Origin of the sequence: Pseudoprevotella muciniphila (assembly GCF_003265305.2) — a bacterium.
Taxonomy (GTDB): Bacteria; Bacteroidota; Bacteroidia; order Bacteroidales; family Bacteroidaceae; genus Alloprevotella; species Alloprevotella muciniphila.
Window position 1 is genome coordinate 319,628 of the sequence record NZ_CP033459.1, and the last position, 20,922, is coordinate 340,549.

Here is a 20,922-nt window from a genome sequence, read left to right on the forward strand (position 1 = left end):
TCTCAGGTCAACTTCTTTGTTTATGCATACTTTAATGAAATTGCTGTCTTCTTAGTCTTTCTCAGTGCCTGAACTGTCGTCTCTCTGCTTTATCTCTTTAATAACACGGCAGGGATTGCCTACGGCTATTGTCCACGCCGGAATGTCTTTTGTAACGACAGAACCCGCTCCGATTATTGCACCTTCTCCTATGGTTACGCCGGGCATCACAATGCTGCCCATGCCGAGATGAACACCTTTACAGATATGCACTTCAGCCTTGATATAGGGCAGTTTGTTTACATCATCGCCAACTCTGTATCCCGACATGTCGCGACGATGGCACAGCAGCAGGCAACGGCTCGTAATCCATGCGCCTTCGTCTATTCTCAAGAGTTTTGCGTTTGTTACGTCATAATACACGTCGTAGCCAATACAAACCTTGCCATTTATCTGTACTCCCGTTTTTTTCCATAACCATGGACGCAAACGTGCACTAATGCGGTTCAGAATGACCCAATTCTTTGCAATTTTGAATAGCAACCATTTAATGTAAACAACAAACTCGTGAGAGATAACTCTTGGCGCTACTTTTATTTTATGTGCTAATGAACTCATTTTCTTGGGAATAAATTGATAAGTAACTTAAAGGTGTTGAGCGTTATAGGCAGTCCAATACGTGGTATTATGGCTTTCTGTGATTGAGACGTAATGCGTTCGCGACCTTTGGTAGAGAAACCTAAAGCGTAACTGTCTTCAACACATTTGTTGCTGAACGTAGTGAAATTACCATTCGGATATGCAAAATACCGACATTCTGCTCCCAGTTCTTTTTCTATAATCTGTTTGCTTTGTTTGATTTGTTGTTCAAGAACATCTTCGTTCTGATTGTCGTGGCAACAAATGTGTTGTTGACAATGTGAACCTATTGTTGCGCCCTTTTTGTGTAATTCGCGCACTTCATCCCAAGTCATTGGACGAACTGACTTGTATTTTTCTTTAAGGGCTTCCCATACATCCTGTGAGACATTAGATATCAAATCATTGGTAATTTGCTTAACCTCATCCAAGGGCTTTGTTTTCAGAAGGTCGGAAATCTGACGAACCACCTTCCCGCGTTCATCATCATTCCGAACGCTGAAGTGCAACTGCTGCGAGGGAATATTAATCTCTTGCAAATCAGCACCTTTCACTATAATTCTATTGACAGAAGTGGGAAAGTACTCTCCGTTACTGATGTTGTCTGTTGAAACGAACACACTGAAAGGCAGACCGAAACGATTTAGAATCGGTTGAACTTTATAAAGATTGTTGGCATAACCATCATCAAAGGTCAAAACAACTTCTCTTCCTGTAAAATCGTCTGCCAAATATCGTTTTTCAAATTCTTCTATTGATACAATTTCAAAGTGTTTGGATATATACGCTATCTGCTTTTCGAAAATCTCTACATCGAAAATCTCTTGTTCAACTTCAGAATTTATCCTATCGTCAACACCATGCCAGAAAACAATTCTCGGACAGCGGTTATTCGCCCTGATAAGTGCGTCAACTTTAAATGTTAAAAGTGTATTCTTTAGAAGGTTGTTCATGATTACGAAACTATTATATCAAACGCAAAATTATGTATTTTTCTCGAAATGGTCAAAACATTTATAAAGCACATATTAAAAATTCCAAAATTCAAGACAATCACTCTAATGTAAATTTTACACAAGAAAATTGGAGCATCGACATTTAAGGCGTATATTTGCTAACAAATACACAAACAAATCGAGAGACAACAATCAATTCGCGAACGAAAGTATCATTTCACTTCAGATTTAACATCAATCACAAAGGACTGCAACGAAGGTAATTCTGGCTTGATTTAAAGGCAAAGACGACAGGATGGTCAATACTATATATGAGGAGAAAGAAAGTCAAGGTTGATAAAATGCATCAACATATAGTATTCTTAACAGAAGTGGGGATGTGTAGTGAAAGCGGCCTGAACACCTGTGGAGGAAATGACGTCTTGTGAAAAAAAAATAATTGGCGATATTATGCAAGTGAAAGAATGAATTTACTATTGGGAATAATCAAAAACATACAGACATGTACAACAGAGAATATACACCTGAAAGAATTTCAGAGTTAAAGCAGAATGAGATATTTGTCTTTGGCAGCAATCTTGCCGGAGCACACGGTGGCGGTGCAGCCCGTCTTGCTTATAATAAGTTTGGCGCAATATGGGGAGAAGGAGTAGGGCTACATGGTCAAAGTTATGCCATTCCTACGATGCAAGGTGGGGTGGAAACTATCAGACCTTATGTTGACGACTTCATTCGTTTTGCCCGGACTCGTCCCGAACTTAAATTCTATGTAACTCAGATTGGCTGTGGAATAGCCGGATTTAAGATAAGAGAGATTGCCCCACTGTTTCAAAATGCATTAGATGTGGAGAATGTCATCCTTCCGCAATCTTTTGTAATGGAACTGGAAGGTGAAGACAAGTATGATTTGAGCCGTTTTGTCAGGATTCAAGCCTCCAACTATGAACAAGCGTTGAAAGAAGTAAAGGATGGATTAAAGCGTTCACACTGGATATGGTATATTTTTCCTCAACTAAAGCATCTCGGCCATAGTTGGAATTCTAAATTTTATGGTATAAGCGGCATAGAAGAAGCAGAAGCATACCTTAATCATCCTGTCCTTGGCAAAAGACTGAGAGAGATTACGAATGTGCTTCTTATGCACAAAGATTTAGCAGCAAAAGATATATTTGGCGGCTTGGATGCAATGAAGGTGCGTTCCTGCATGACATTGTTCAATGCCGCTTCGCCTAATGACATTTTTGAAGAAGTATTAGCGGTGTTCTATGATAATACTAACGACAAGAGAACTATAAATAACCTAAAAACAAAAAAGTAGGTCAATGTTAGGAGCCGTATTTGGAGACATTGTAGGGAGTGCCTACGAATGGAATAATGTGAAAAGGAAGAACTTTCCTCTTCACAGGTCATCAACTCGATATACAGATGACAGTGTAATGACCCTGGCTGTTGCCAAATGGTTAATGGAAGATCTCGAGCATTCGGAACAAGGGCTGATAAATGCAATGCAACAACTTGGACATGCTCATCCAAGAGCCGGTTATGGTGGCAGATTCAGAAAGTGGCTGGCATCAAACAATCCTCAACCCTATAATAGTTGGGGAAATGGCTCTGCCATGCGTGTAAGCCCTGTGGCTCTGTATGCCACTTCTCTTGAAGAATCCTTGGAACTTGCCAAGAAATCCGCCATTGTAACCCATAACCACCCGGAAGGCATAAAGGGAGCATTGGCGGTTGCAGAATGTGTTTTCATCTGCAAGGATGCAGACCATCTTGAATCTGCAAAAGAAATAATTAGAAGCAAAATCCCGCAAAAATATGATTATAACTTAAACAGGACACTTGACGAGATCAGGCCAAACTATTCATTTGACGTTAGCTGCCAAGGAAGTGTGCCTGAAGCCATCATTGCTTTCCTCGAAAGTACGTCGTTGGAGGAGTGTGTGCGAAATGCTATTTCAATAGGTGGAGATTCTGATACTATTGCCGCGATTGCATGTTCCATATTTGCGGCAAATAAAGAATGGAGAGAAGAACAACTGATGTCGCAGTTCACAAAATATCTGCCTGATGATTTAATAAGAATCATGGATAAATTTGAAAAATTGGTATATCACAATAATCCTACCTGAACAGTTAAAAGATTCGGACTAAATGCATACAAGAGAATGACCACGAGACAAGGACAATCAAAGAGTGTTCAGAAAAACTCAAATTTTTGATTCTACAATGCAACACATCAGATTTTCCATAGCGTGCTTCTCCGCTTTGAGTTACACGCGTGTAAGTTTTTTTCAAAAATATTTGGATAATAAAAAAAAAGCAGTATCTTTGCACCGCATTTGACGAAATGCCGTTGCTGTAGCAATGATTATAAGCGGAAATAGCTCAGTTGGTAGAGCACAACCTTGCCAAGGTTGGGGTCGCGGGTCCGAGTCCCGTTTTCCGCTCAACATATTGTAAAGAACTCTAAATCGAGCCCAGGTGGCGGAATGGTAGACGCGCTAGTTTCAGGTACTAGTGTCAGCAATGACGTGCAGGTTCGAGTCCTGTTCTGGGCACTGAGTTCAGACTACTACGAAAAGAACGGAGAGGTGGCGGAATTGGTAGACGCGCTACTTTGAGGGGGTAGTGTCAATTACGACGTGGGAGTTCGAGTCTCCTCCTCTTCACTCTTTGAGTGATAGTATTTTGCGGAAATAGCTCAGTTGGTAGAGCACAACCTTGCCAAGGTTGGGGTCGCGGGTCCGAGTCCCGTTTTCCGCTCAACTCGGAGCGAAAGCTCCGATTTTGGTATTTTGAATTCGTTTTAGAATTCATCGTTTTACATATTACAATTCAAGAAAAACAGGAAGCCATCATTATTTTGAAAGTATAAAACAAAAACCTGATTTTTGAAGTTACGCACGCAAACTTAAATTATACAACAGTGAACATATACGCGAGATATTTTGACCAGGACGTGCTGGTTCATAACATCGATGAACTTGTAGATTTTCTCAATAGCATACCCGACATTACAGTTACACAACAGTTGTATGACGAAATCAATGCTTACATAGAGAGCGAAATGCCTTATCCTAAGCGTTACAAAATCCGGCCGCGAGTGTATTTCATCCTCATCAAGACTACTGCTGAAACTATGGAGGAATTCAAGGCATACAACAAAAAGAGTGCTACACCACTGCATGATGTTGAAGAAATGCATACTAAGAAAGATACCCGACAGAACCAACTGACAGAAGATATTCAAGGTTGGTATTTCTGTCTGATGACTTTTAAGCGCGTTATACAAATACCGGAAACACAAAAGTTCCAATATCAAGATACCAGATTCTCTGCATTTGTAAAAGGCAGAAGCGGACAGGACTGCTACGACAAGATGGTAGCACATCTAAAAAACCGTCAAGACATAGACCTTCGCAGCCAGTTCCCCAGTTCTCGAGGCAACAACTATTCATTTGATTATGTTGGAGAAGTGATTACACCCGAGGATGTTGAAAGCGTAAAGTCGATGTTTTAAGTTTAAGTAAGGGTGAGGCATTTTTTGTATTGAATTTGCTATCAATAATAACAATTTAATCAAATATAATCCCCTTAAAGAAGATTATTTCGTATTTTGTTTCGCTTAATCAATAAAATGCACTAATTTTGCAGTCGATTGGTCCGGTAGCTCAGTTGGATTAGAGCAACAGCCTTCTAAGCTGTGGGTCTTGGGTTCGAATCCCAACCGGATCACAAACTTGTCAAGGTATATATTTTTAATCTTAGCAATTATCTATACTATTCTAACGCAAGTCATTATAGCATAACCTGGTTTATCAAATAAAATATGATTAAAGCAGATAATCTTAATCCTTTATCAGAGCGCTTTCTCAAGGCTATGGATGTTTTGGGTGTTACTGGTTACAAATTGGCTAAACAAAAGATACTCCCAGCCGACTCAACACTGACAGCCATTAAGCGAGGTTATCAGAAACCAAGCAGAAACACGATTGAAGCGTTTCTGGAGGCCTATCCTAACATCAATCGTACGTGGTTGCTGAAAGGAGAAGGCAAAATGACCAACCAAAATGTAGTTAAGACGGATAGTGGCAGTCATATATTTGTAAAGGATTATAAAGAACAGGTAGATCCTGTGCCAATTTATGAGATACAAGTTTCAGCCGGTCTGAACTCCATTTTTGCAGGCAGCAATCCTGAATATCTTGCCGGAATGGTACTCTTTCCTAAGATGCCTCGCGCAGAAGGCGGCATGTTTGTTGTGGGCGACTCGATGTACCCACTGCTTAAGGCCGGCGACATCATAGGTTGCGTTTCTCTTCATGATTTGGAAAGTGTAATCTATGGTGAAATCTACGTTCTTCAGATTGAGAACGCAGGAGACATCTCTATTGTAGTGAAGTACATACAGCCTTCTGAAAAAGAGGGACATTACAAATTGGTTTCCTACAACAAGGAACATGCCACGATGGAAGTTCACAAGTCGTGTATCACATCAATAGCACGTGTAACATTCTCCATAAGGAAGTTTGCACCTATGTAATATTATTCTGCAGTTTACAGAAAACGTCATAATGAAAAATCCTGCGCAACAATGCACAGGATTTTTCGGATTCAATTGATTAGTCCTCGCTTGTTACTCTGATAGTTCTGTCGTCCGACTTATATTGAATTTCAAACTTATTGCGCGTACATTCTATGTTTAATTTACGTCTATCAATACCTATAAGATCCACTTCTGCGACTCCCAGAACTTTTGGTGAATTAGTGTAAGTCTTGTGTTTTGTGTAATAGTCCTTTTCTGCATAATAAAGTGCCCAAATCAAAATCTCTTCTTTAGTGCGTGTTATTGTTGAAGTTGTTGCTCCTTCATCAAGCAGACATACGTACCCCCAGCGTTCGGGCATGTGCATATTTATGGCACCCGTAGGCGACCATACCCAGTTTTCTTCAGGACCTCCATCTTTCAGCCATTCCACACGAGAAAAATTCACTCGCCATATACGTCCTTGCTTAAGACCATTGTCAAACCCAACTTTCAGGGCTTCATGCGGTATTGCCATCTCAACGGTCCACCCCTCGTCTATGTCGGTTGAATCATTCAATGAGCCATTGCAATGAACTGCAGATTTCAGTCCGGGACAGTCCCATGTTGAGACAAACTGTCCACCGCTTCGATAAGGACGTGTCATAAAGAGTTCGAACAGAGTGTTCCGTGCATTAACTTCTATTTCAAAATATTCCTTACCGTCACCATTAGGGTCGATAAACACTTCAAAATCATTCTCATGCCAAACAATATCATCGTGATTTTCGAGTTGTGCCCTTATGTAGGGCTCTTTGATGGTGGCAAGAACGTAGAAGTTATCTTCGTCCCAAAGCATCTTGGCACGCGTATCATAAAGTGGGGCAGGATGTCCTTCTCCGCTTATATCAACAAATAATTCTGTCTCTTCGGCTTCATGCCATGCCACGTCATCTGCACAACCATCAATAATGGGCGCCACTTTTGCTTTATGGCAATTATATACGCGAGGTACCGTCAGGCATGATGCGTATTTTTCAAGAACAGATTGAGCATCTGTCATAACGCATGAACAAAGAAAGGTAATTATAATGTATAATAACTTTGTTTTCATTCTAAGAAATGTTTGGATGGAAAGTACAATAATTATGCATTTTCAATTAACACTGATAACCTGACCCGCACCTCTGTATAGTTTTGCAGGTCCATCGAGCAGAACTGCAAGAACCGTTATTTGCGGATCGAGCACTTCGTCAGGTACATCAATATATAGGTTGCCAGGCACTTCGCTCCAATAGTTTTTGTTATAAACTTTATAATTGAGCATTGTGCCATTTCCGACAACCCAAACGCGATTTACCTTGTTAACCAAGCCTTTAATTTCAACAACGCCATTTGGACGATATGGTAGATACAAATACAAGATATCGCCTGAGGGATTTAGCGTTGTATAACCTTGGAAATGTTCGTTCGGAATACCAGCGCGTGTTTCGTATATGGCTTCCTTATGTTTTGTTATCCATCGTCCGAACTCCTTTAATATATCTATTTCTTCCTGCGGAATAGTGCCATCTTCTCGTGGTCCGATGTCAAGTAGCATATTGCCGCCGTTTGATAAACAATCCACAAAGGTGCGAAGTAGCATATAAGGCGACTTAAAATTCTTGTCATGTGGCTGCCATCCCCAACTGTCATTCATAGTCATACAAAGTTCCCAATGTGGTTCTTTGGGGCGAACAACAGGCACTCCTTGTTCTGGTGTGGCATAGTCGCCATAGCCTTGAATGCGCGAATTGAAGATAACATTAGGATTGTCTTTTCTCAGCATACTGACAATGTCTGCAGCACGCCAATCGAGAGCAGTTTGTTCCCAATCGCCATCAAACCAATACAAATCGGGTTTGAACTGATTGTTGAGTTCTTTCATTTGGGCAAAGTTGAAGTCGCAGAACCTTTGCCAGCGCGCAGTGTCATCGGAAATCTTATATCTTGTTGTAGTTTTAGTCCAATTGGGATAATCGGGATGTGACCAATCGAGTAGGGAATAATAGAGTCCTAATTTCAAACCACTATCTCTTACAGCCTTTACGAAGGGTGTTATCAAGTCTCTTTTAGCAGGTGTTGATTTTTTTGTGCTAAGCGTGCCAGCTTGTGTGTCCCACAGCGCCACACCATCGTGATGTTTCGTGGTAATGACAGTGTATTGAGCACCGCTCTCTTTTATGAGTTTAACCCATTCTTGAGGATTGTAGTGTTTTGCAGTGAATCCTTTTGCTTGTTGCATATATTCAGAGTATGGGATGTAATTGTTATAGAATGACCAACTTTCGGAAATGCCATTCACAGCATATATTCCCCAATGGATAAATATACCCAATTTTGCGTTATCAAACCACTCCATGCGCTGCTTATGTTCAGCAGATTCTTCTACATTTTGTGCTGAAATAGCAGTATTTCCAAGCGAAAACACTAATGTGGCTATTAAGGTGGGAAATCTCATCATATTCTTTATGTATTTCATGATTTTATTCTGATAAAGGTTTTACTTTATAACGTATGCGAAAATTCTTTTTCTCTTCGTCCCAGTTCGTACCTAAGAGGATAAATTCGCCTATTTCAGACGTGCTATTGACATGGTTTCCTGCACAAAGACAAGCATCATAATCGCCAATTCTGACCACTCTAACTGTTTCGCTTGCATTTTCAGGGAGACGTTCCGTTGAAATATCTTCAGGTAAGTCTTGTTGGATATAGTAATGGTATGATACGGGCAGATTGGCTTGTATTAACTCATTCATTTTCTGTACAATACCATCTACTTGCGCATCCGTTGGTTTAACTTGTATGTGATAACTTATTTTGCTTTTCATGCGTTCTATATGGGCATTTCTTGATCGTTCGCAGCCGAACATTCTTACCATAGTTTGATTGAGCAAATGTTCTGCTGTGTGGGATGGGGCATGTTCAGACTTATTATGTTCGTTAAGTTGTTTATCCATTTGTTATACTCGTCATTTCGTTTTTGAAAAGTTTCTTATAATCGCTGATACAAAAGGTAGTATTTGCTATCTTTCAAATTGGATGTTTCGTTCCGAACGATGTGCGACACACTGCTCAAATCGTGAATATTTCCATTCATGTCTATAAGGTCAATGCCATCAGCAACTGTGGAGTACATTTCATTTTGTAACTTACGATAGCGCACAAAGTATTTGCTTTCAGAATATGAAATGCCTAATTCTTTTTGCATGAGTTTACACTTTTCTTCAATGGTTTCTTCTGATAATGGTGTATCACTTACGATGGCTTTGAAGAGGGTCCTATTTATGAAATCATTGCTCAAAATAGCGAGCACTTTGTCCTCCGATTTTGACCACATCTTTAATGCAGTAAGAATGTCGCTATCATCAAGCATGGAGTATTGGTTAAGACATTCTGGATCGTTTGCAAATCTTTCGGGTGAAATCTCGTTGTAAAGAAAGAAATGCAGAGCAGGTGAGCATGGTAATTGATGTCCATCCCTTGCAAGAGACTTTGCACGCTTTAGAGCGCAACGCAACACTTCTTCAGCAGCAACAGTGGTTTTATGTAGATACACCTGCCAGTACATCACACGACGCGCCATTAGATAATTTTCCACTGTGTAGATGCCTTTCTCGTTTATAAGTAGTTTGTCATCACGCACCTCCAGCATCTGTATCAAGCGTTGTGCGCCGATGTTCCCCTCACGTACTCCTGTATAGAAACTATCTCTGCACAAGTAATCAAGACGATCCATGTCAAGTTGGCTACTGATTAGTTCATGGAGAAAATGCTTTGGATGTTCATTTTTGAAAATACTTATGGCTAATGATAACTCGCCATGCATCGCTTCATTGATTTGTTCCATCATCATAAGCGAGATGGTCTCGTGGCTCATACCTGGCACGAAAACACTTTCGAGGACATGTGAATATGGACCATGTCCTAAATCGTGCATAAGAATGGCTGCCTCTGTGGCTTCAACTTCACTATCGAACAAAAACACGCCCTTGCTTGCAAGTGTACTGAACGCACGTGTCATAAGATGGTATGCTCCCAAAGAATGTTGTTTTCTTGTATGTTGAGCACCAGGATAGACCATTGCGCTCGTTCCCAACTGGTGAATGCGTTCAAGTCGTTGGAAATAAGGGTGCTTTACTATGTTACGGAGGAGTCCGAGAGGGATATGGATAAAACCATATACAGGATCAATGATAGTTGTCATTAGGAAGTGATGAGGATTTTCCTCTGCAAATTTAGTCATAAATAGTATTATTTCGCTATTTTTGCAGATTAAAGATATGAACACTGATTCAATATTCTCTAACTGATAACAAATATTCATAATAATATGCTAACAATTAAACAAATTACAGATGACAAAGAGGCCGTCATTCGCGGTCTGGAAAAAAAGCATTTCAAAAATGCCCGTGAAGCGGTTGATGCCGTTTTAGGGTTCAATGATATAAGAAAGAAGACGCAGGCAGAACTGGACAATAATCTTTCACAATTGAAAAGCATCTCAAAGAGTATAGGGCTCCTCATGAAAGAAGGAAAGAAAGATGAAGCAGAGGCCGCCAAGCAAAAAGTAGCAGCAATAAAAGAAAGCAATAAGTCTCTTGAAGAACGCATGGCAAAAGCACAAGAAGACATGACAGCCATGCTTCTTACTATTCCAAACTTGCCATACGACTTAGTGCCAGAAGGTGCTACTGCTGAAGACAATGAAATTGTAAAAACTGGCGGACATGACATACCATTACCTGAGAATCCGCTGCCTCACTGGGAGTTAGCAAAAAAATACAATCTTATTGATTTTGATCTTGGTGTTAAGGTAACAGGCGCTGGCTTCCCCGTATATATAGGGTGGGGTGCACGTCTTCAACGCGCTCTTATCAATTTTTTTCTTGACGAAGCAAGAAAAGCTGGCTATACTGAAATCATGCCGCCTACTGTGGTAAATACTGCGTCAGGCTACGGCACAGGGCAACTCCCTGATAAAGAAGGGCAGATGTATCATTGCGAAAATGATGATTTGTATCTTATTCCAACCGCAGAAGTTCCTGTAACAAACATCTATCGCGATGTTATACTTGACGAGAAGCAATTGCCTATTAAGAATTGCGCATACACACAGTGTTTCCGCCGTGAAGCAGGTTCTTACGGAAAAGACGTAAGAGGTCTAAATCGTCTTCATGAATTCTCTAAAATAGAAATTGTACGCATTGACACGCCTGAACATTCTGCAGAGTCACATCAAGAGATGCTTGACCATGTAGAAGGATTGCTACAAAAACTTGAATTACCTTATCGCATTCTGCGCCTATGTGGTGGCGATATCAGTTTTACCGCAGCACTTTGTTACGATTTTGAAGTTTATAGCGAAGCCCAACAAAGATGGTTAGAGGTAAGTTCAGTCTCTAATTTCGATACCTATCAAGCCAATCGTTTGCATTGTCGTTATCGCAATGCAGAGAAGAAAATTCAACTTTGCCACACTCTTAATGGTTCTGCACTCGCGCTGCCACGCATAGTTGCAGCATTACTTGAGAACTTCCAGACACCCGACGGTATTCGTGTTCCTAAGGCGCTACAACCTTATATGGGTACTGATTTGATTTGTTGATTCTTATTTCAAGATAATATCATCAATGGGCAGGTTGCTTTCCATCGATTATGGTACAAAACGTTGTGGCATCGCAGTTTCCGATACGCTGCAAATCATAGCCAACGGATTAACCACAGTCAAGACGTCTGAGTTGTTGTCATTTCTAAAGGAATATGCCAATAAGGAGGATGTGGAATGTTTTGTCATGGGAAAGCCTATGCAGACCAATGGTGCGCCATCCGACACATACAGCAAAGTCATGTCCTTTGCCAAACAACTCGAAAAGGCATTCCCTGATATTCCCGTAGATTTCTATGACGAACGTTACACTTCTGTCATTGCCCATCAAGCCATGTTGGATGGTGGGCTAAAAAAGAAACAACGGCAGGACAAAGCCTTAGTGGACGAAATCAGTGCCTGCATTATTCTACAGGATTATATGAACAGCAAGCAAAGAAATAAAGTATAAAGAAATAACATTAAATAATACAAATGATACTACCAATTTATACATACGGGCAGAATGTACTAAGGGAAGAAACTGAAGACGTTACTCCTGAATACCCTGAATTATCTCAACTTATTCAGAACATGTTTGAGACGATGTATAAGTCGGAAGGTGTAGGACTGGCAGCACCTCAGGTTGGCCTTCCCATACGCCTGATTGTTGTAACACTCGATGTTCTCAAGGATGAGTACCCTGAATATGAGGGTTTCAACAAGGCTTACATCAATCCTTACATAGAGGAAGAAAGTTCGGAAACGGTGATGATAGAGGAAGGCTGTCTCAGCATACCAGGCATTCATGAAAAAGTTAAAAGACCATCAAGAGTGAGAATATCATATCAGGATGAAAAATTTGAGATGCACGATGAGTGGGTTGACGGTTACCTCGCCCGTGTGCTGCAACACGAAATAGACCATCTCGATGGATTTCTTTTTACAGACAGGCTCTCACCACTACGTAAACGTCTTGTCCGGAAAAGTCTCACAAACATCATTAAGGGAAAGGTGAGTTGCAATTACAAGATTAAAACAGCCCACTAAATGAAATCGATAAAACCATGAAAATATGAAAAAGATAATCTTAAAATCGCTGCTCGTTTTGGGGCTTTTACCGTTTGTGGCAAATGCTCAGAATGAGACAAAGCCATATTGGCTTGACCAATCAAAAAATCGCATCAATACGGAAGAGCCACGGTCTGACTTTTTTGCTTTTGAAGATGCTGACAAAGCCCTAAATGGCGACAAAAAGTCTTCAAGCCGCTATATTTCGTTGGAAGGTACATGGAAGTTCAATTTCGTTAATGATCACCAAGATGCTCCCAAAGATTTCTTTAAATCAGACTTTGACGATTCCAAATGGGAAAATTTTCCCGTGCCCGGACTGTTTGAACTGAACGGTCACGGAGACCCCATTTATAAAAATGTGGGTTATGCCTGGAACACCCAGTTTGACAATAATCCACCAGTCGTAGAAGAAAACAACAACTACACAGGGTCATACCGCAAATTTGTTGATGTGCCTGCCACGTGGAACGGGGGAAAAGTTGTTTTGCACGTAGGCTCTGCTACTTCCAATCTGCAAGTGTGGGTAAACGGAATATGGGTAGGTTATAGTGAGGACAGCAAGGTTGCAGCAGAATTCGATATTACTGAATATATAAAACCAGGTGCAAGAAATCTGATTGCCTTGCAAATTATGCGTTGGTGCGATGGCTCATATCTTGAAGACCAAGACTTCTGGCGCTTTACAGGAATCGCACGTGAAGTCTATCTCTATAGCCGCCCGAAAGTACATATCAAAGATGTTATTGCTATTCCCGACCTTGATGCAAATTATAAGAATGGTACGATTACAGTCAAAACCATAATTGAGGGTAGCGGTGCAACACCTGAATATATCCTTCTCGACACTAATGGCAACAAAGTGGTATCTGGTAAAGGCGCAGAGGCGAATCTGAAAGTGAAAAGCCCTGCTAAATGGACAGCAGAAACACCTAATCTATACAAATTGCAGGTCAATTTGAAAGATGCCAGCGGCTCTGTTGTTGAGAGCCTTGTGCAGAATGTTGGCTTCAGAAAAGTGGAGATTAAAAATGCCCAACTTCTTGTAAATGGCAAGCCAATTTTGATTAAAGGCGCTGACCGTCATGAACTTGATCCGGATGGCGGTTATGTAATAAGCGTTGACAGAATGGTGCAAGACGTCAAGATAATGAAGGAAATGAATATCAACGCTGTGCGTACCAGCCACTATCCCAACGACCCGCGTTGGTACGACCTGTGCGACCAATATGGACTTTATGTAGTTGGCGAAGCGAACCTTGAAAGTCATGGTATGGGTTACGGAAAGGCGTCTCTTGCAAAAGACATTTCATGGGAACAAGCACATATAGAAAGGAACAAGAACAATGTATATGTGCTGAAAAACCACCCGTCTATCATCATCTGGAGCCTTGGCAATGAAGCCGGCTATGGTTCAAACTTTGAAAAAGCCTACGATTTCGTACGAGCATACGACCCCTCACGTCCTATTCAGTATGAACGCGCAGAAAAAGATGGTAAGACAGATATTTTCTGCCCGATGTACTATAGACCTGATGCGAGCGAAAAATATGTCAAAGAAAGTCCTAAGAAACCTTTGATTCAATGTGAATATGCGCATGCCATGGGTAATTCTATGGGAGGTTTCCGCGACTATTGGAGAATAATCCGCGAATATCCTCACTATCAGGGTGGATTTATCTGGGACTTTGTTGACCAAGGTATAACAGCACACAGAGACGAGAATGGCGTGATGCAGGTGGGATCAGGAAAGACCAACAGCGGACTCCCGTCATTTGCATACGGTGGCGACTTCGGACGTTATCCTGCTTCCGACCACAACTTCAACTGCAATGGTCTGATACGTCCCGACAGAGTACCTAATCCTCATGCTAACGAGGTACGCTATTATTACCAGAATTTGTGGACCACACTCAAAGATGCAGAAAAGGCACAAATCGAGGTGTATAATGAAAACTTTTTCCGCACCATCGATAACGTGTCGCTCAACTGGCAGATGTCAGTAAATGGTGAGACAATGAAGGACGGAACCATATCAAACATCAAATTATTACCACAACAACGCCAAGTGCTCACATTGGGTAATGCAAGCGACTTGACGACACTTCGTTCGCAAGGCGATGTGTTAATTACATTGAAGTATGTCCTCAACAACGATGAACCTCTTCTCAAAACAGGCTATGCCGTTGCACGTCAGCAACTCGTTGCTAAGAGCACGGAATCCGTTGTGCCTGCAACACCTCTGCTTGTAAATCCACAAAAGCGCGAAATGAAAGCAGCAGTAACGCTTTCGCAAGACAACATGAGCGTTACATTCAACAAATACACCGGATGGATTGACTATATCGACATCGACGGCAAACCACTGCTTAAGTATGGAACAAGCCTCAAGCCCAACTTCTGGCGTGCTCCGACAGACAACGATTATGGTGCAGGCTTCCAAAGACGTTTTGCTGCATGGAAAGAACCCGCGATGAACCTCAAGGAATTTAAGGTAGAAGCAGGTAAGGTAACTGCAAAATATGAAATGCCTGCCGTGAAGTGCCAGCTCATCATGACATACCAGATGAATGCTGAAGGATTGGACGTAACCGAACAACTCATCCCAGAAGATCAAAACCAACTTCTTCCCCGCATAGCCATGCAGATAACACTGCCCAAAGGCTATGAAGACATTGAGTACTATGGTCGTGGACCTGGAGAAAACTACATAGACAGAAACGACGGAGATTTGCTCGGCATATATAAACAGACCGTAACAGAACAGTATTTCGGCTATGTACGTCCGCAGGAAAGTGGTAACAAAACAGATGTGCGTTGGTTCGATGTTAAGGATAATTCCGGAAAAGGGCTGTTCATCAAGTCCATAGAAGAACCAGTTGAAGTCTCTGCCCTTCATTATGAAGTAGCAGACCTTGACGGCGGTCCACAGAAAGAAGCACAGCACATGCATAGTGGCGACCTCAAACCACGCAACTATACAGTCGTAAACATAGGCTACCAAATGGGCTTAGGCTGCATCGATAGTTGGGGAGCATGGCCACTGCCAAAGTATATGCTCAAGGCAGGCGATAAAGTCGTGAAATTCAGAATTTGCAGCAAGAAGTAAGATTACAACTAATCACATAATAAAATCGGGAGCGGTATAGTGCCGTTCCCGATTGTTTCGTAAATGTCTATATCAAACTTTAAACAATTCAAAAATAAGATACGAACTATACTCTTTAAGCAATCTTGAATTGGCTAACGCATAGTCGATGCTACACATGGGTTTGCGCAGGAATTTCGGGAGGCGATGGATGGGTGCTAACATGATGCCTTTTACTTGCCTTATTTCGAAAAGTCCTTGGCATAACTCCTGCATGAGTTTGATGTCCAGGCTTGTGTTGCCGTGCCACAGTTCGGGTTTTCGGTTGGTGAGTTTTCTGCGTTTCAGCGAGGGGATGTCGCAGATCCACCTGCCGCCGGGCGCAATGATGCGGTGCATTTCGTGAAGCACTTTGACTACTGTGTCCTCATCAAGGTGCATCAGGAAATGAAAGGAAAGAACCGTTTCAAACGAACGGTCTTGAAATGGTGTCTTGCAAGCATCAGTGAGTGTGAATTGTTTATCTGGGTGCTGCTTTTGTGCTATCTTCAACATCTCCACACTGGCATCGGCGCACTCGGATGCATAGCCTGTAAGTCGCCCGGTGCCGCAGGGCAGGTCAAGAGTGCCTTCGGGCGACACGTTAAGGGTGTCCAATGCACGCCTTTCCTGTTGGTCGATAAAGCGCCCGTATGTGTTGGCAAAGCGGTCGTTGTCGTACTGTTTTGCGATATTGTTGTAATAATCGACAACTCTGTCTTCTTCCAAAGTGCTCATATTGTCAAAGAAAATGCTAATTTATGATAGGGTAGGACAACTATTTTCGTCTAAAAATAGTTGTTCTGTTCGTATTAGGAGATGCCGACGGTGCCGGTGATACTGCAGTGGTTGTTTTCTCTCCTTTTTCAATCTTCAAAATTCCACCATTTACCGGTGAATAGGTTATTTTCGTACCGAAATTATTGTCGAAATAGTCGTTACTTAGTTTTGCTGTATGTCCAAATTGCGCCATTGGTACGGTGGTGGTTAGAAGTTGTTTTGTACCGAGTGTAATTGTTGCTTTAACATTCGCAGGGATGCAATACACAACACCTTCTTGATTGTTTACATTCGCCAGTGTGTCGGGTGTGCATTCAAACTTTATTTTGTATGGGGTGCCGCTAACGTCGTCTTTGGCTGTCAAACCATAGTATTTTGAAAATCTGAATGCCACATCTTCCGTTTTGTCGCGACTTGGAACGTAGTTTGTGGTTAGTATGTGCGTCTCAATTTGTTTGGTACCCGTGAACAATTTCAACAATGCATTTTCTTCTCTTTCGAGTTCACGTAACATGACGTCCATCTGCTCTTTATCAACCGGCATATAGTCTGCTTCGCCTTTCGCCAAAGAACTGCGCTTCCGTCGTATATCGCATATTTCGCGATAAGCAGCGCGTGCCATTTCTTCCTTGCTCCCAGCCTGAAGCATAAGCGGTGTGCGATATGTGCTGCCTGTTTTGTCTGCTGCCTGAAGTAATGATGTGGCGGGCTTTATGAGTTGTGGTAATTCGGGTAAGTCGCCATTTATCGCCAACAGGCAATGGTCCGAACTGAGTTTAACAAAGCCTGATGATGAATTCTCTGGGTCGAATTTTATGGTATAACTTTTGCTTTCATCTGCAATGCCGTAAGGTGTCAGCATGAGCGACTTAATTCGCCAATTATCGCATTGTTCTGTCATTACATCAGTCAAATCCAAGTATGATGCTGCGTATTCCGACAATTCACCAGGAAAGAACGTGGTACGTTCTGCTGTTATTGCTATTTGCAGAGCAGTTTTCGGCAGACGATATTGCACGGATTTCAAAGCAACCGGTTTTTGCTGCTCACTACTTAAATTTTGGCGTACTACCTGTGCAGTAACTGACAAAAATCCGAGGACTATTGAGAAAAGTAATATAAGTACCCGTTTCATAATTTCCATTCTATATATTACAGGGAATAGACGTACAATCATACTTGTTCGTTACATATTGAGCAAGTCTCTGAATGAATTGCTAATGTTATTGACAATGTCGGATGCTGTTATGCTATACTCTCCGAGTGTAGATGAAGCCAAGTCGCCCGCCTTTCCATGAAGGAACACTGCTATCAATGCTGCAACTGAAGGTTGATAGTGCTGGGCAAGCAAACTGACTATAATGCCACTAAGCACATCGCCGCTTCCCGCTGTTGCCATTCCGGAATTGCCTGTGGAATTGAAATACACGCGACCGTCCGGCAAACAAATAGCAGTATGATGTCCTTTTAAGATTACTATTAGTTCATGACTTTCAGACAGTTCCTGTGCCACTTTCAGCCTGCTATAGCCATCATTCTTACAGTCAGTAAGTCGCTGAAATTCTAAAGGATGGGGTGTGATGATTGTTTTTGCCGGCAAAAAATCCAACCATTCCTTATTCCGGGCGATGATGTTAAGGGCATCAGCATCAAGCACCAATGGACAACGTGTACGCCTAATCTGGTCATAGAGAGCACGGGACGTGTCGGTATGCGTACCGATGCCGGGCCCTATGCAAATGGCGTCAAAGCGCGTATCACTACTGATGGGGTTACAGAATCGCTTCTCATTATAATCATGGTGAATTATAGCCTCAGGTAGCCCTATCTGAATGATATTGTTGTTTAGTAGAGGTGTATGGACCATTACTTTACCACATCCCGAACGCAAGCACGCACTCCCTGCCAAAAGTGCAGCGCCAGCCATGCCATATTGCCCGGCAACAATCATAGCAGTGCCGAACGTTCCCTTGTTTCCTGAATTTACACGAGGCTTGAACAACTCTCTAATATAATCCGCCTCTATGTATTCGTAGGGAGTAGATGTGGAATTTATCTTTGACGAAGACAACTGTATGTCCAAAACTTTTAATTTTCCAACATACATCTCATTTTCATCGAACATGAAAGCCAATTTGCGAAATTGGAAAGTGAGCGTCAGAGATGCCCTTACAATGCTTTCAAGATTGTTAGAGGAGTTGTCTTCACACATCAAACCTGACGGTACGTCAATAGACACAACTGTGCACCCTGTACTATTGATAAAACGCACCAATGTTGCAAAACCGCCTTCCAACGGGCGAGACAGCCCTGTACCAAACAGACCATCAATGATAAGTGTGTCTGCAGAAAGTTCCGGTGGCTCAAAAGTGCTTGTTATCTCTGTGAGATGGCCCTCACCCAACGATTTCAGTCTTTCTGCCTCTTCTTTACAGTCGGCGCTGATCCGGCTTGCTATATTGAAGAGGTAAGTCTTCACAGCATATCCTCCACAAATAAGCATTCTCGCGACAGCCAAAGCATCTCCACCATTATTGCCCGGTCCGGCAAAGACCACTATTGGTGTGCTTGTTGACCATTGCGAAGTTATGGCATCTGTCAGGCTGTAAGCCGCACGTTCCATCAGGTCAATAGAAGAGATGCCCTCGTCCGAAATGGTGAAGGCATCTATTTCTTTAATCTGTTTCGCAGTTGGTATTATCATGTTTTCAAGAATCTGGAAAATATAGCAATTGCTAAAAATTCCACCAATGTTTCTTTTTTCTTCTGATGGGTTGAGGATTGTCGCTATAGAACTGTTCTGCACTCATGCGCTTGGAAATCATTTCATATATGCTTCCCCAGTCAGGGATACCACCCACATTGCAGTCGTCTATAAAAACATCAGCCTTTACTTTTCGACTGAAATGGCGGTTGTTCTCTATCGTTTCTTCAGGATAATCGCGATTTACAGAATAAAAAACAACTCCCTTGCTTTCACACCATTCAACGGCTTCATCAAGCAGACGTCCTTCACGTACTGTCCAGAGAATAAGCCGATGCCCGTCTTCTATGAGTTTCTTTAAAGTTGCAGTTGCAAACGGACGTTCTTTTCCTATTTTTGGGTATTTGTGTTCAACAATCGTTCCATCAAAATCTACAGCAATAAGCATAATGATAAAGGTTATTTTTGTTTATGTCTATGTTCAGTATAAAGTTTTATTTTTATGATTTACGTGTGCAAAAGTAAGAATAAATAGGCTAATTCTGACTAATCCCACATAAAAAACGTATATTTATCAATTTATTGTTTCTTGTGGTTTTCTACTTTTTGAGAAGATTTAGAAGATATTGACCATATTGATTCTTTATCATTGGCTGTGCGTTTTCGCGCAACTGATCTTCAGTAATCCAACCGAATTGGTATGCAATGCCTTCAAGGCATGCCACTTTCAAGCCCGTACGCTTTTCTATCACTTCTATAAATGTAGAAGCCTCACTGAGACTATCGTGTGTACCTGTATCAAGCCAGGCAAAGCCCCGACCCAACGTCTGAACCATGAGTTCTCCATCTTTGAGAAACTCCTGATTTACAGTGGTTATTTCCAATTCACCTCGTGCCGATGGCTTAATGTGTTTAGCAACATCAACCACTTTATTCGGATAGAAGTATAAGCCCACTACTGCATAATTTGATTTCGGCTCGGCAGGCTTTTCTTCTATACTCAAGCATTCGCCTTTATCGTCAAACTCAACAACTCCATATCGTTCCGGATCATTCACCCTATAACCGAACACAGTGGCCTTGCGTTGTTCGGCAGCAGTCTTTACTGCACTATGAAGCATCGTACGCATACCGCTGCCATGGAAGATATTATCGCCAAGTACAAGACACACATCATCATCACCTATAAACTCTTCGCCGATAATAAACGCCTGAGCCAGACCATCCGGACTGGGTTGCTCTGCATAACTGAAGGATACGCCAAGATTACTGCCATCACCCAACAGGCGCTTAAACAGAGGCAAGTCAGTTGGGGTTGATATAATGAGTATTTCACGGATACCTGCAAGCATCAATACAGAGATGGGGTAATACACCATCGGCTTGTCAAATATAGGAATCAACTGCTTGCTTATTCCTTTAGTTATGGGATAGAGACGAGTTCCGCTTCCTCCTGCTAATACTATACCTTTCATTTGTTTATGGTGTTTGTGAATATAGATTCAATCCAGT

The 20,922-nt window shown here is 41.8% G+C and carries 19 protein-coding genes, 5 tRNA genes and 1 pseudogene; 14 read left to right on the top strand and 11 right to left on the bottom strand.

Going from position 1 to position 20,922, the window contains the following annotated elements:
* Window positions 1-51 precede the first annotated feature (51 nt).
* Window positions 52-597 carry an acyltransferase gene (locus C7Y71_RS01320; RefSeq protein ID WP_111897850.1) on the bottom strand — a complete coding sequence of 182 codons (546 nt, stop codon included), beginning with the start codon at window positions 595-597 and terminating at the stop codon, window positions 52-54.
* Complete coding sequence (locus C7Y71_RS01325; RefSeq protein ID WP_111897849.1) at window positions 594-1,571, bottom strand: polysaccharide deacetylase family protein; 978 nt, start codon at window positions 1,569-1,571, stop codon at window positions 594-596. The genes C7Y71_RS01320 and C7Y71_RS01325 overlap by 4 nt, the downstream gene beginning before the upstream one ends.
* Window positions 1,572-2,076: 505 nt before the next feature.
* Here C7Y71_RS01325 and C7Y71_RS12100 point away from each other — a divergent pair.
* The 10 genes and pseudogenes from C7Y71_RS12100 to C7Y71_RS01370 form a co-directional block, all read left to right on the top strand.
* A pseudogene (locus C7Y71_RS12100) lies at window positions 2,077-2,448 on the top strand (A1S_2505 family phage non-structural protein); the annotation flags it as partial.
* A 3-nt stretch (window positions 2,449-2,451) separates the two neighbouring features.
* A complete protein-coding gene (locus C7Y71_RS12105; protein WP_193215984.1) occupies window positions 2,452-2,892 on the top strand; it encodes a DUF1810 domain-containing protein in 441 nt (146 codons plus the stop codon).
* Window positions 2,893-2,896: 4 nt separating this feature from the next.
* The gene (locus C7Y71_RS01335; protein ID WP_111897847.1) at window positions 2,897-3,706 is read left to right on the top strand and encodes an ADP-ribosylglycohydrolase family protein; all 810 of its coding nucleotides are present in this window, start codon (window positions 2,897-2,899) and stop codon (window positions 3,704-3,706) included.
* 245 nt (window positions 3,707-3,951) lie between these two features.
* Window positions 3,952-4,024 (top strand) — tRNA-Gly (locus C7Y71_RS01340).
* A 28-nt stretch (window positions 4,025-4,052) separates the two neighbouring features.
* A tRNA-Leu gene (locus tag C7Y71_RS01345) sits at window positions 4,053-4,135 on the top strand.
* A 27-nt stretch (window positions 4,136-4,162) separates the two neighbouring features.
* Window positions 4,163-4,246 (top strand) — tRNA-Leu (locus C7Y71_RS01350).
* Between the two features lie 21 nt (window positions 4,247-4,267).
* Window positions 4,268-4,340 (top strand) — tRNA-Gly (locus C7Y71_RS01355).
* A gap of 163 nt (window positions 4,341-4,503) precedes the next feature.
* A complete protein-coding gene (locus C7Y71_RS01360; protein ID WP_111897846.1) occupies window positions 4,504-5,097 on the top strand; it encodes a hypothetical protein in 594 nt (197 codons plus the stop codon).
* A gap of 140 nt (window positions 5,098-5,237) precedes the next feature.
* Window positions 5,238-5,312: transfer RNA gene (locus C7Y71_RS01365), tRNA-Arg, on the top strand.
* Window positions 5,313-5,406: 94 nt separating this feature from the next.
* Entirely contained in the window at window positions 5,407-6,120 is a 714-nt protein-coding gene (locus C7Y71_RS01370; RefSeq protein WP_111897845.1) for a S24 family peptidase, read from the top strand.
* A 79-nt stretch (window positions 6,121-6,199) separates the two neighbouring features.
* On the opposite strand, the gene C7Y71_RS01375 is transcribed toward C7Y71_RS01370, so the two are convergent.
* From C7Y71_RS01375 to C7Y71_RS01390, 4 genes are read right to left on the bottom strand one after another with little or no spacing between them, the layout of a single operon-like run.
* Window positions 6,200-7,216: a carbohydrate-binding family 9-like protein gene (locus C7Y71_RS01375; protein WP_111897844.1), complete on the bottom strand. Its 1,017-nt coding sequence runs from the start codon at window positions 7,214-7,216 to the stop codon at window positions 6,200-6,202.
* Window positions 7,217-7,258: 42 nt separating this feature from the next.
* Window positions 7,259-8,614 (bottom strand): alpha-L-fucosidase, encoded by a 1,356-nt coding sequence (locus C7Y71_RS01380; protein ID WP_394366620.1) that lies wholly within the window; start codon window positions 8,612-8,614, stop codon window positions 7,259-7,261.
* A 13-nt stretch (window positions 8,615-8,627) separates the two neighbouring features.
* Window positions 8,628-9,101, bottom strand: a complete 474-nt coding sequence (locus C7Y71_RS01385) for an alanyl-tRNA editing protein (protein WP_111897843.1) — start codon at window positions 9,099-9,101, stop codon at window positions 8,628-8,630.
* A 35-nt stretch (window positions 9,102-9,136) separates the two neighbouring features.
* Entirely contained in the window at window positions 9,137-10,387 is a 1,251-nt protein-coding gene (locus C7Y71_RS01390; protein WP_394366608.1) for an HD domain-containing protein, read from the bottom strand.
* 87 nt (window positions 10,388-10,474) lie between these two features.
* Here C7Y71_RS01390 and serS point away from each other — a divergent pair, with 87 nt between their 5' ends.
* Genes serS through C7Y71_RS01410 form a run of 4 tightly spaced genes read left to right on the top strand, consistent with a single transcriptional unit; the run spans window position 10,475 to window position 15,908 of the window.
* Window positions 10,475-11,749: a serine--tRNA ligase gene (gene serS / locus C7Y71_RS01395; protein ID WP_111897842.1), complete on the top strand. Its 1,275-nt coding sequence runs from the start codon at window positions 10,475-10,477 to the stop codon at window positions 11,747-11,749.
* A gap of 25 nt (window positions 11,750-11,774) precedes the next feature.
* Entirely contained in the window at window positions 11,775-12,200 is a 426-nt protein-coding gene (ruvX, locus tag C7Y71_RS01400) for a Holliday junction resolvase RuvX (protein WP_111897841.1), read from the top strand.
* 23 nt (window positions 12,201-12,223) lie between these two features.
* A complete protein-coding gene (def, locus tag C7Y71_RS01405) occupies window positions 12,224-12,778 on the top strand; it encodes a peptide deformylase (protein WP_111897840.1) in 555 nt (184 codons plus the stop codon).
* A 25-nt stretch (window positions 12,779-12,803) separates the two neighbouring features.
* Window positions 12,804-15,908: a glycoside hydrolase family 2 TIM barrel-domain containing protein gene (locus C7Y71_RS01410; RefSeq protein WP_111897839.1), complete on the top strand. Its 3,105-nt coding sequence runs from the start codon at window positions 12,804-12,806 to the stop codon at window positions 15,906-15,908.
* A 72-nt stretch (window positions 15,909-15,980) separates the two neighbouring features.
* Here C7Y71_RS01410 and C7Y71_RS01415 read toward each other — a convergent pair whose 3' ends face one another.
* The 5 genes from C7Y71_RS01415 to rfbA form a co-directional block, all read right to left on the bottom strand.
* On the bottom strand, window positions 15,981-16,664 hold the full coding sequence (locus C7Y71_RS01415; RefSeq protein WP_111897838.1) for a class I SAM-dependent methyltransferase: 684 nt from the start codon (window positions 16,662-16,664) through the stop codon (window positions 15,981-15,983).
* Between the two features lie 40 nt (window positions 16,665-16,704).
* A complete protein-coding gene (locus C7Y71_RS01420) occupies window positions 16,705-17,841 on the bottom strand; it encodes a DUF4831 family protein (RefSeq protein ID WP_193215935.1) in 1,137 nt (378 codons plus the stop codon).
* 51 nt (window positions 17,842-17,892) lie between these two features.
* The gene (locus C7Y71_RS01425) at window positions 17,893-19,410 is read right to left on the bottom strand and encodes an NAD(P)H-hydrate dehydratase (protein ID WP_111897836.1); all 1,518 of its coding nucleotides are present in this window, start codon (window positions 19,408-19,410) and stop codon (window positions 17,893-17,895) included.
* A gap of 31 nt (window positions 19,411-19,441) precedes the next feature.
* Window positions 19,442-19,858, bottom strand: a complete 417-nt coding sequence (locus C7Y71_RS01430) for a BT0820 family HAD-type phosphatase (RefSeq protein ID WP_111897835.1) — start codon at window positions 19,856-19,858, stop codon at window positions 19,442-19,444.
* 151 nt (window positions 19,859-20,009) lie between these two features.
* Window positions 20,010-20,885 (bottom strand): glucose-1-phosphate thymidylyltransferase RfbA, encoded by an 876-nt coding sequence (rfbA, locus tag C7Y71_RS01435; protein ID WP_111897834.1) that lies wholly within the window; start codon window positions 20,883-20,885, stop codon window positions 20,010-20,012.
* Window positions 20,886-20,922: the final 37 nt, after the last annotated feature.

What these genes read in the sequence shown, in the direction of transcription:
- C7Y71_RS01320 (WP_111897850.1), bottom strand. Translation starts at nt 597, where the DNA reads ATGAGTTCATTAGCACATAAAATAAAAGTAGCGCCAAGAGTTATCTCT.
- C7Y71_RS01325 (WP_111897849.1), bottom strand. Translation starts at nt 1,571, where the DNA reads ATGAACAACCTTCTAAAGAATACACTTTTAACATTTAAAGTTGACGCA.
- C7Y71_RS12105 (WP_193215984.1), top strand. Translation starts at nt 2,452, where the DNA reads ATGGAACTGGAAGGTGAAGACAAGTATGATTTGAGCCGTTTTGTCAGG.
- C7Y71_RS01335 (WP_111897847.1), top strand. Translation starts at nt 2,897, where the DNA reads ATGTTAGGAGCCGTATTTGGAGACATTGTAGGGAGTGCCTACGAATGG.
- C7Y71_RS01370 (WP_111897845.1), top strand. Translation starts at nt 5,407, where the DNA reads ATGATTAAAGCAGATAATCTTAATCCTTTATCAGAGCGCTTTCTCAAG.
- C7Y71_RS01375 (WP_111897844.1), bottom strand. Translation starts at nt 7,216, where the DNA reads ATGAAAACAAAGTTATTATACATTATAATTACCTTTCTTTGTTCATGC.
- C7Y71_RS01385 (WP_111897843.1), bottom strand. Translation starts at nt 9,101, where the DNA reads ATGGATAAACAACTTAACGAACATAATAAGTCTGAACATGCCCCATCC.
- C7Y71_RS01390 (WP_394366608.1), bottom strand. Translation starts at nt 10,387, where the DNA reads ATGACTAAATTTGCAGAGGAAAATCCTCATCACTTCCTAATGACAACT.
- serS (WP_111897842.1), top strand. Translation starts at nt 10,475, where the DNA reads ATGCTAACAATTAAACAAATTACAGATGACAAAGAGGCCGTCATTCGC.
- ruvX (WP_111897841.1), top strand. Translation starts at nt 11,775, where the DNA reads ATGGGCAGGTTGCTTTCCATCGATTATGGTACAAAACGTTGTGGCATC.
- def (WP_111897840.1), top strand. Translation starts at nt 12,224, where the DNA reads ATGATACTACCAATTTATACATACGGGCAGAATGTACTAAGGGAAGAA.
- C7Y71_RS01410 (WP_111897839.1), top strand. Translation starts at nt 12,804, where the DNA reads ATGAAAAAGATAATCTTAAAATCGCTGCTCGTTTTGGGGCTTTTACCG.
- C7Y71_RS01415 (WP_111897838.1), bottom strand. Translation starts at nt 16,664, where the DNA reads ATGAGCACTTTGGAAGAAGACAGAGTTGTCGATTATTACAACAATATC.
- C7Y71_RS01420 (WP_193215935.1), bottom strand. Translation starts at nt 17,841, where the DNA reads ATGAAACGGGTACTTATATTACTTTTCTCAATAGTCCTCGGATTTTTG.
- C7Y71_RS01425 (WP_111897836.1), bottom strand. Translation starts at nt 19,410, where the DNA reads ATGATAATACCAACTGCGAAACAGATTAAAGAAATAGATGCCTTCACC.
- C7Y71_RS01430 (WP_111897835.1), bottom strand. Translation starts at nt 19,858, where the DNA reads ATGCTTATTGCTGTAGATTTTGATGGAACGATTGTTGAACACAAATAC.
- rfbA (WP_111897834.1), bottom strand. Translation starts at nt 20,885, where the DNA reads ATGAAAGGTATAGTATTAGCAGGAGGAAGCGGAACTCGTCTCTATCCC.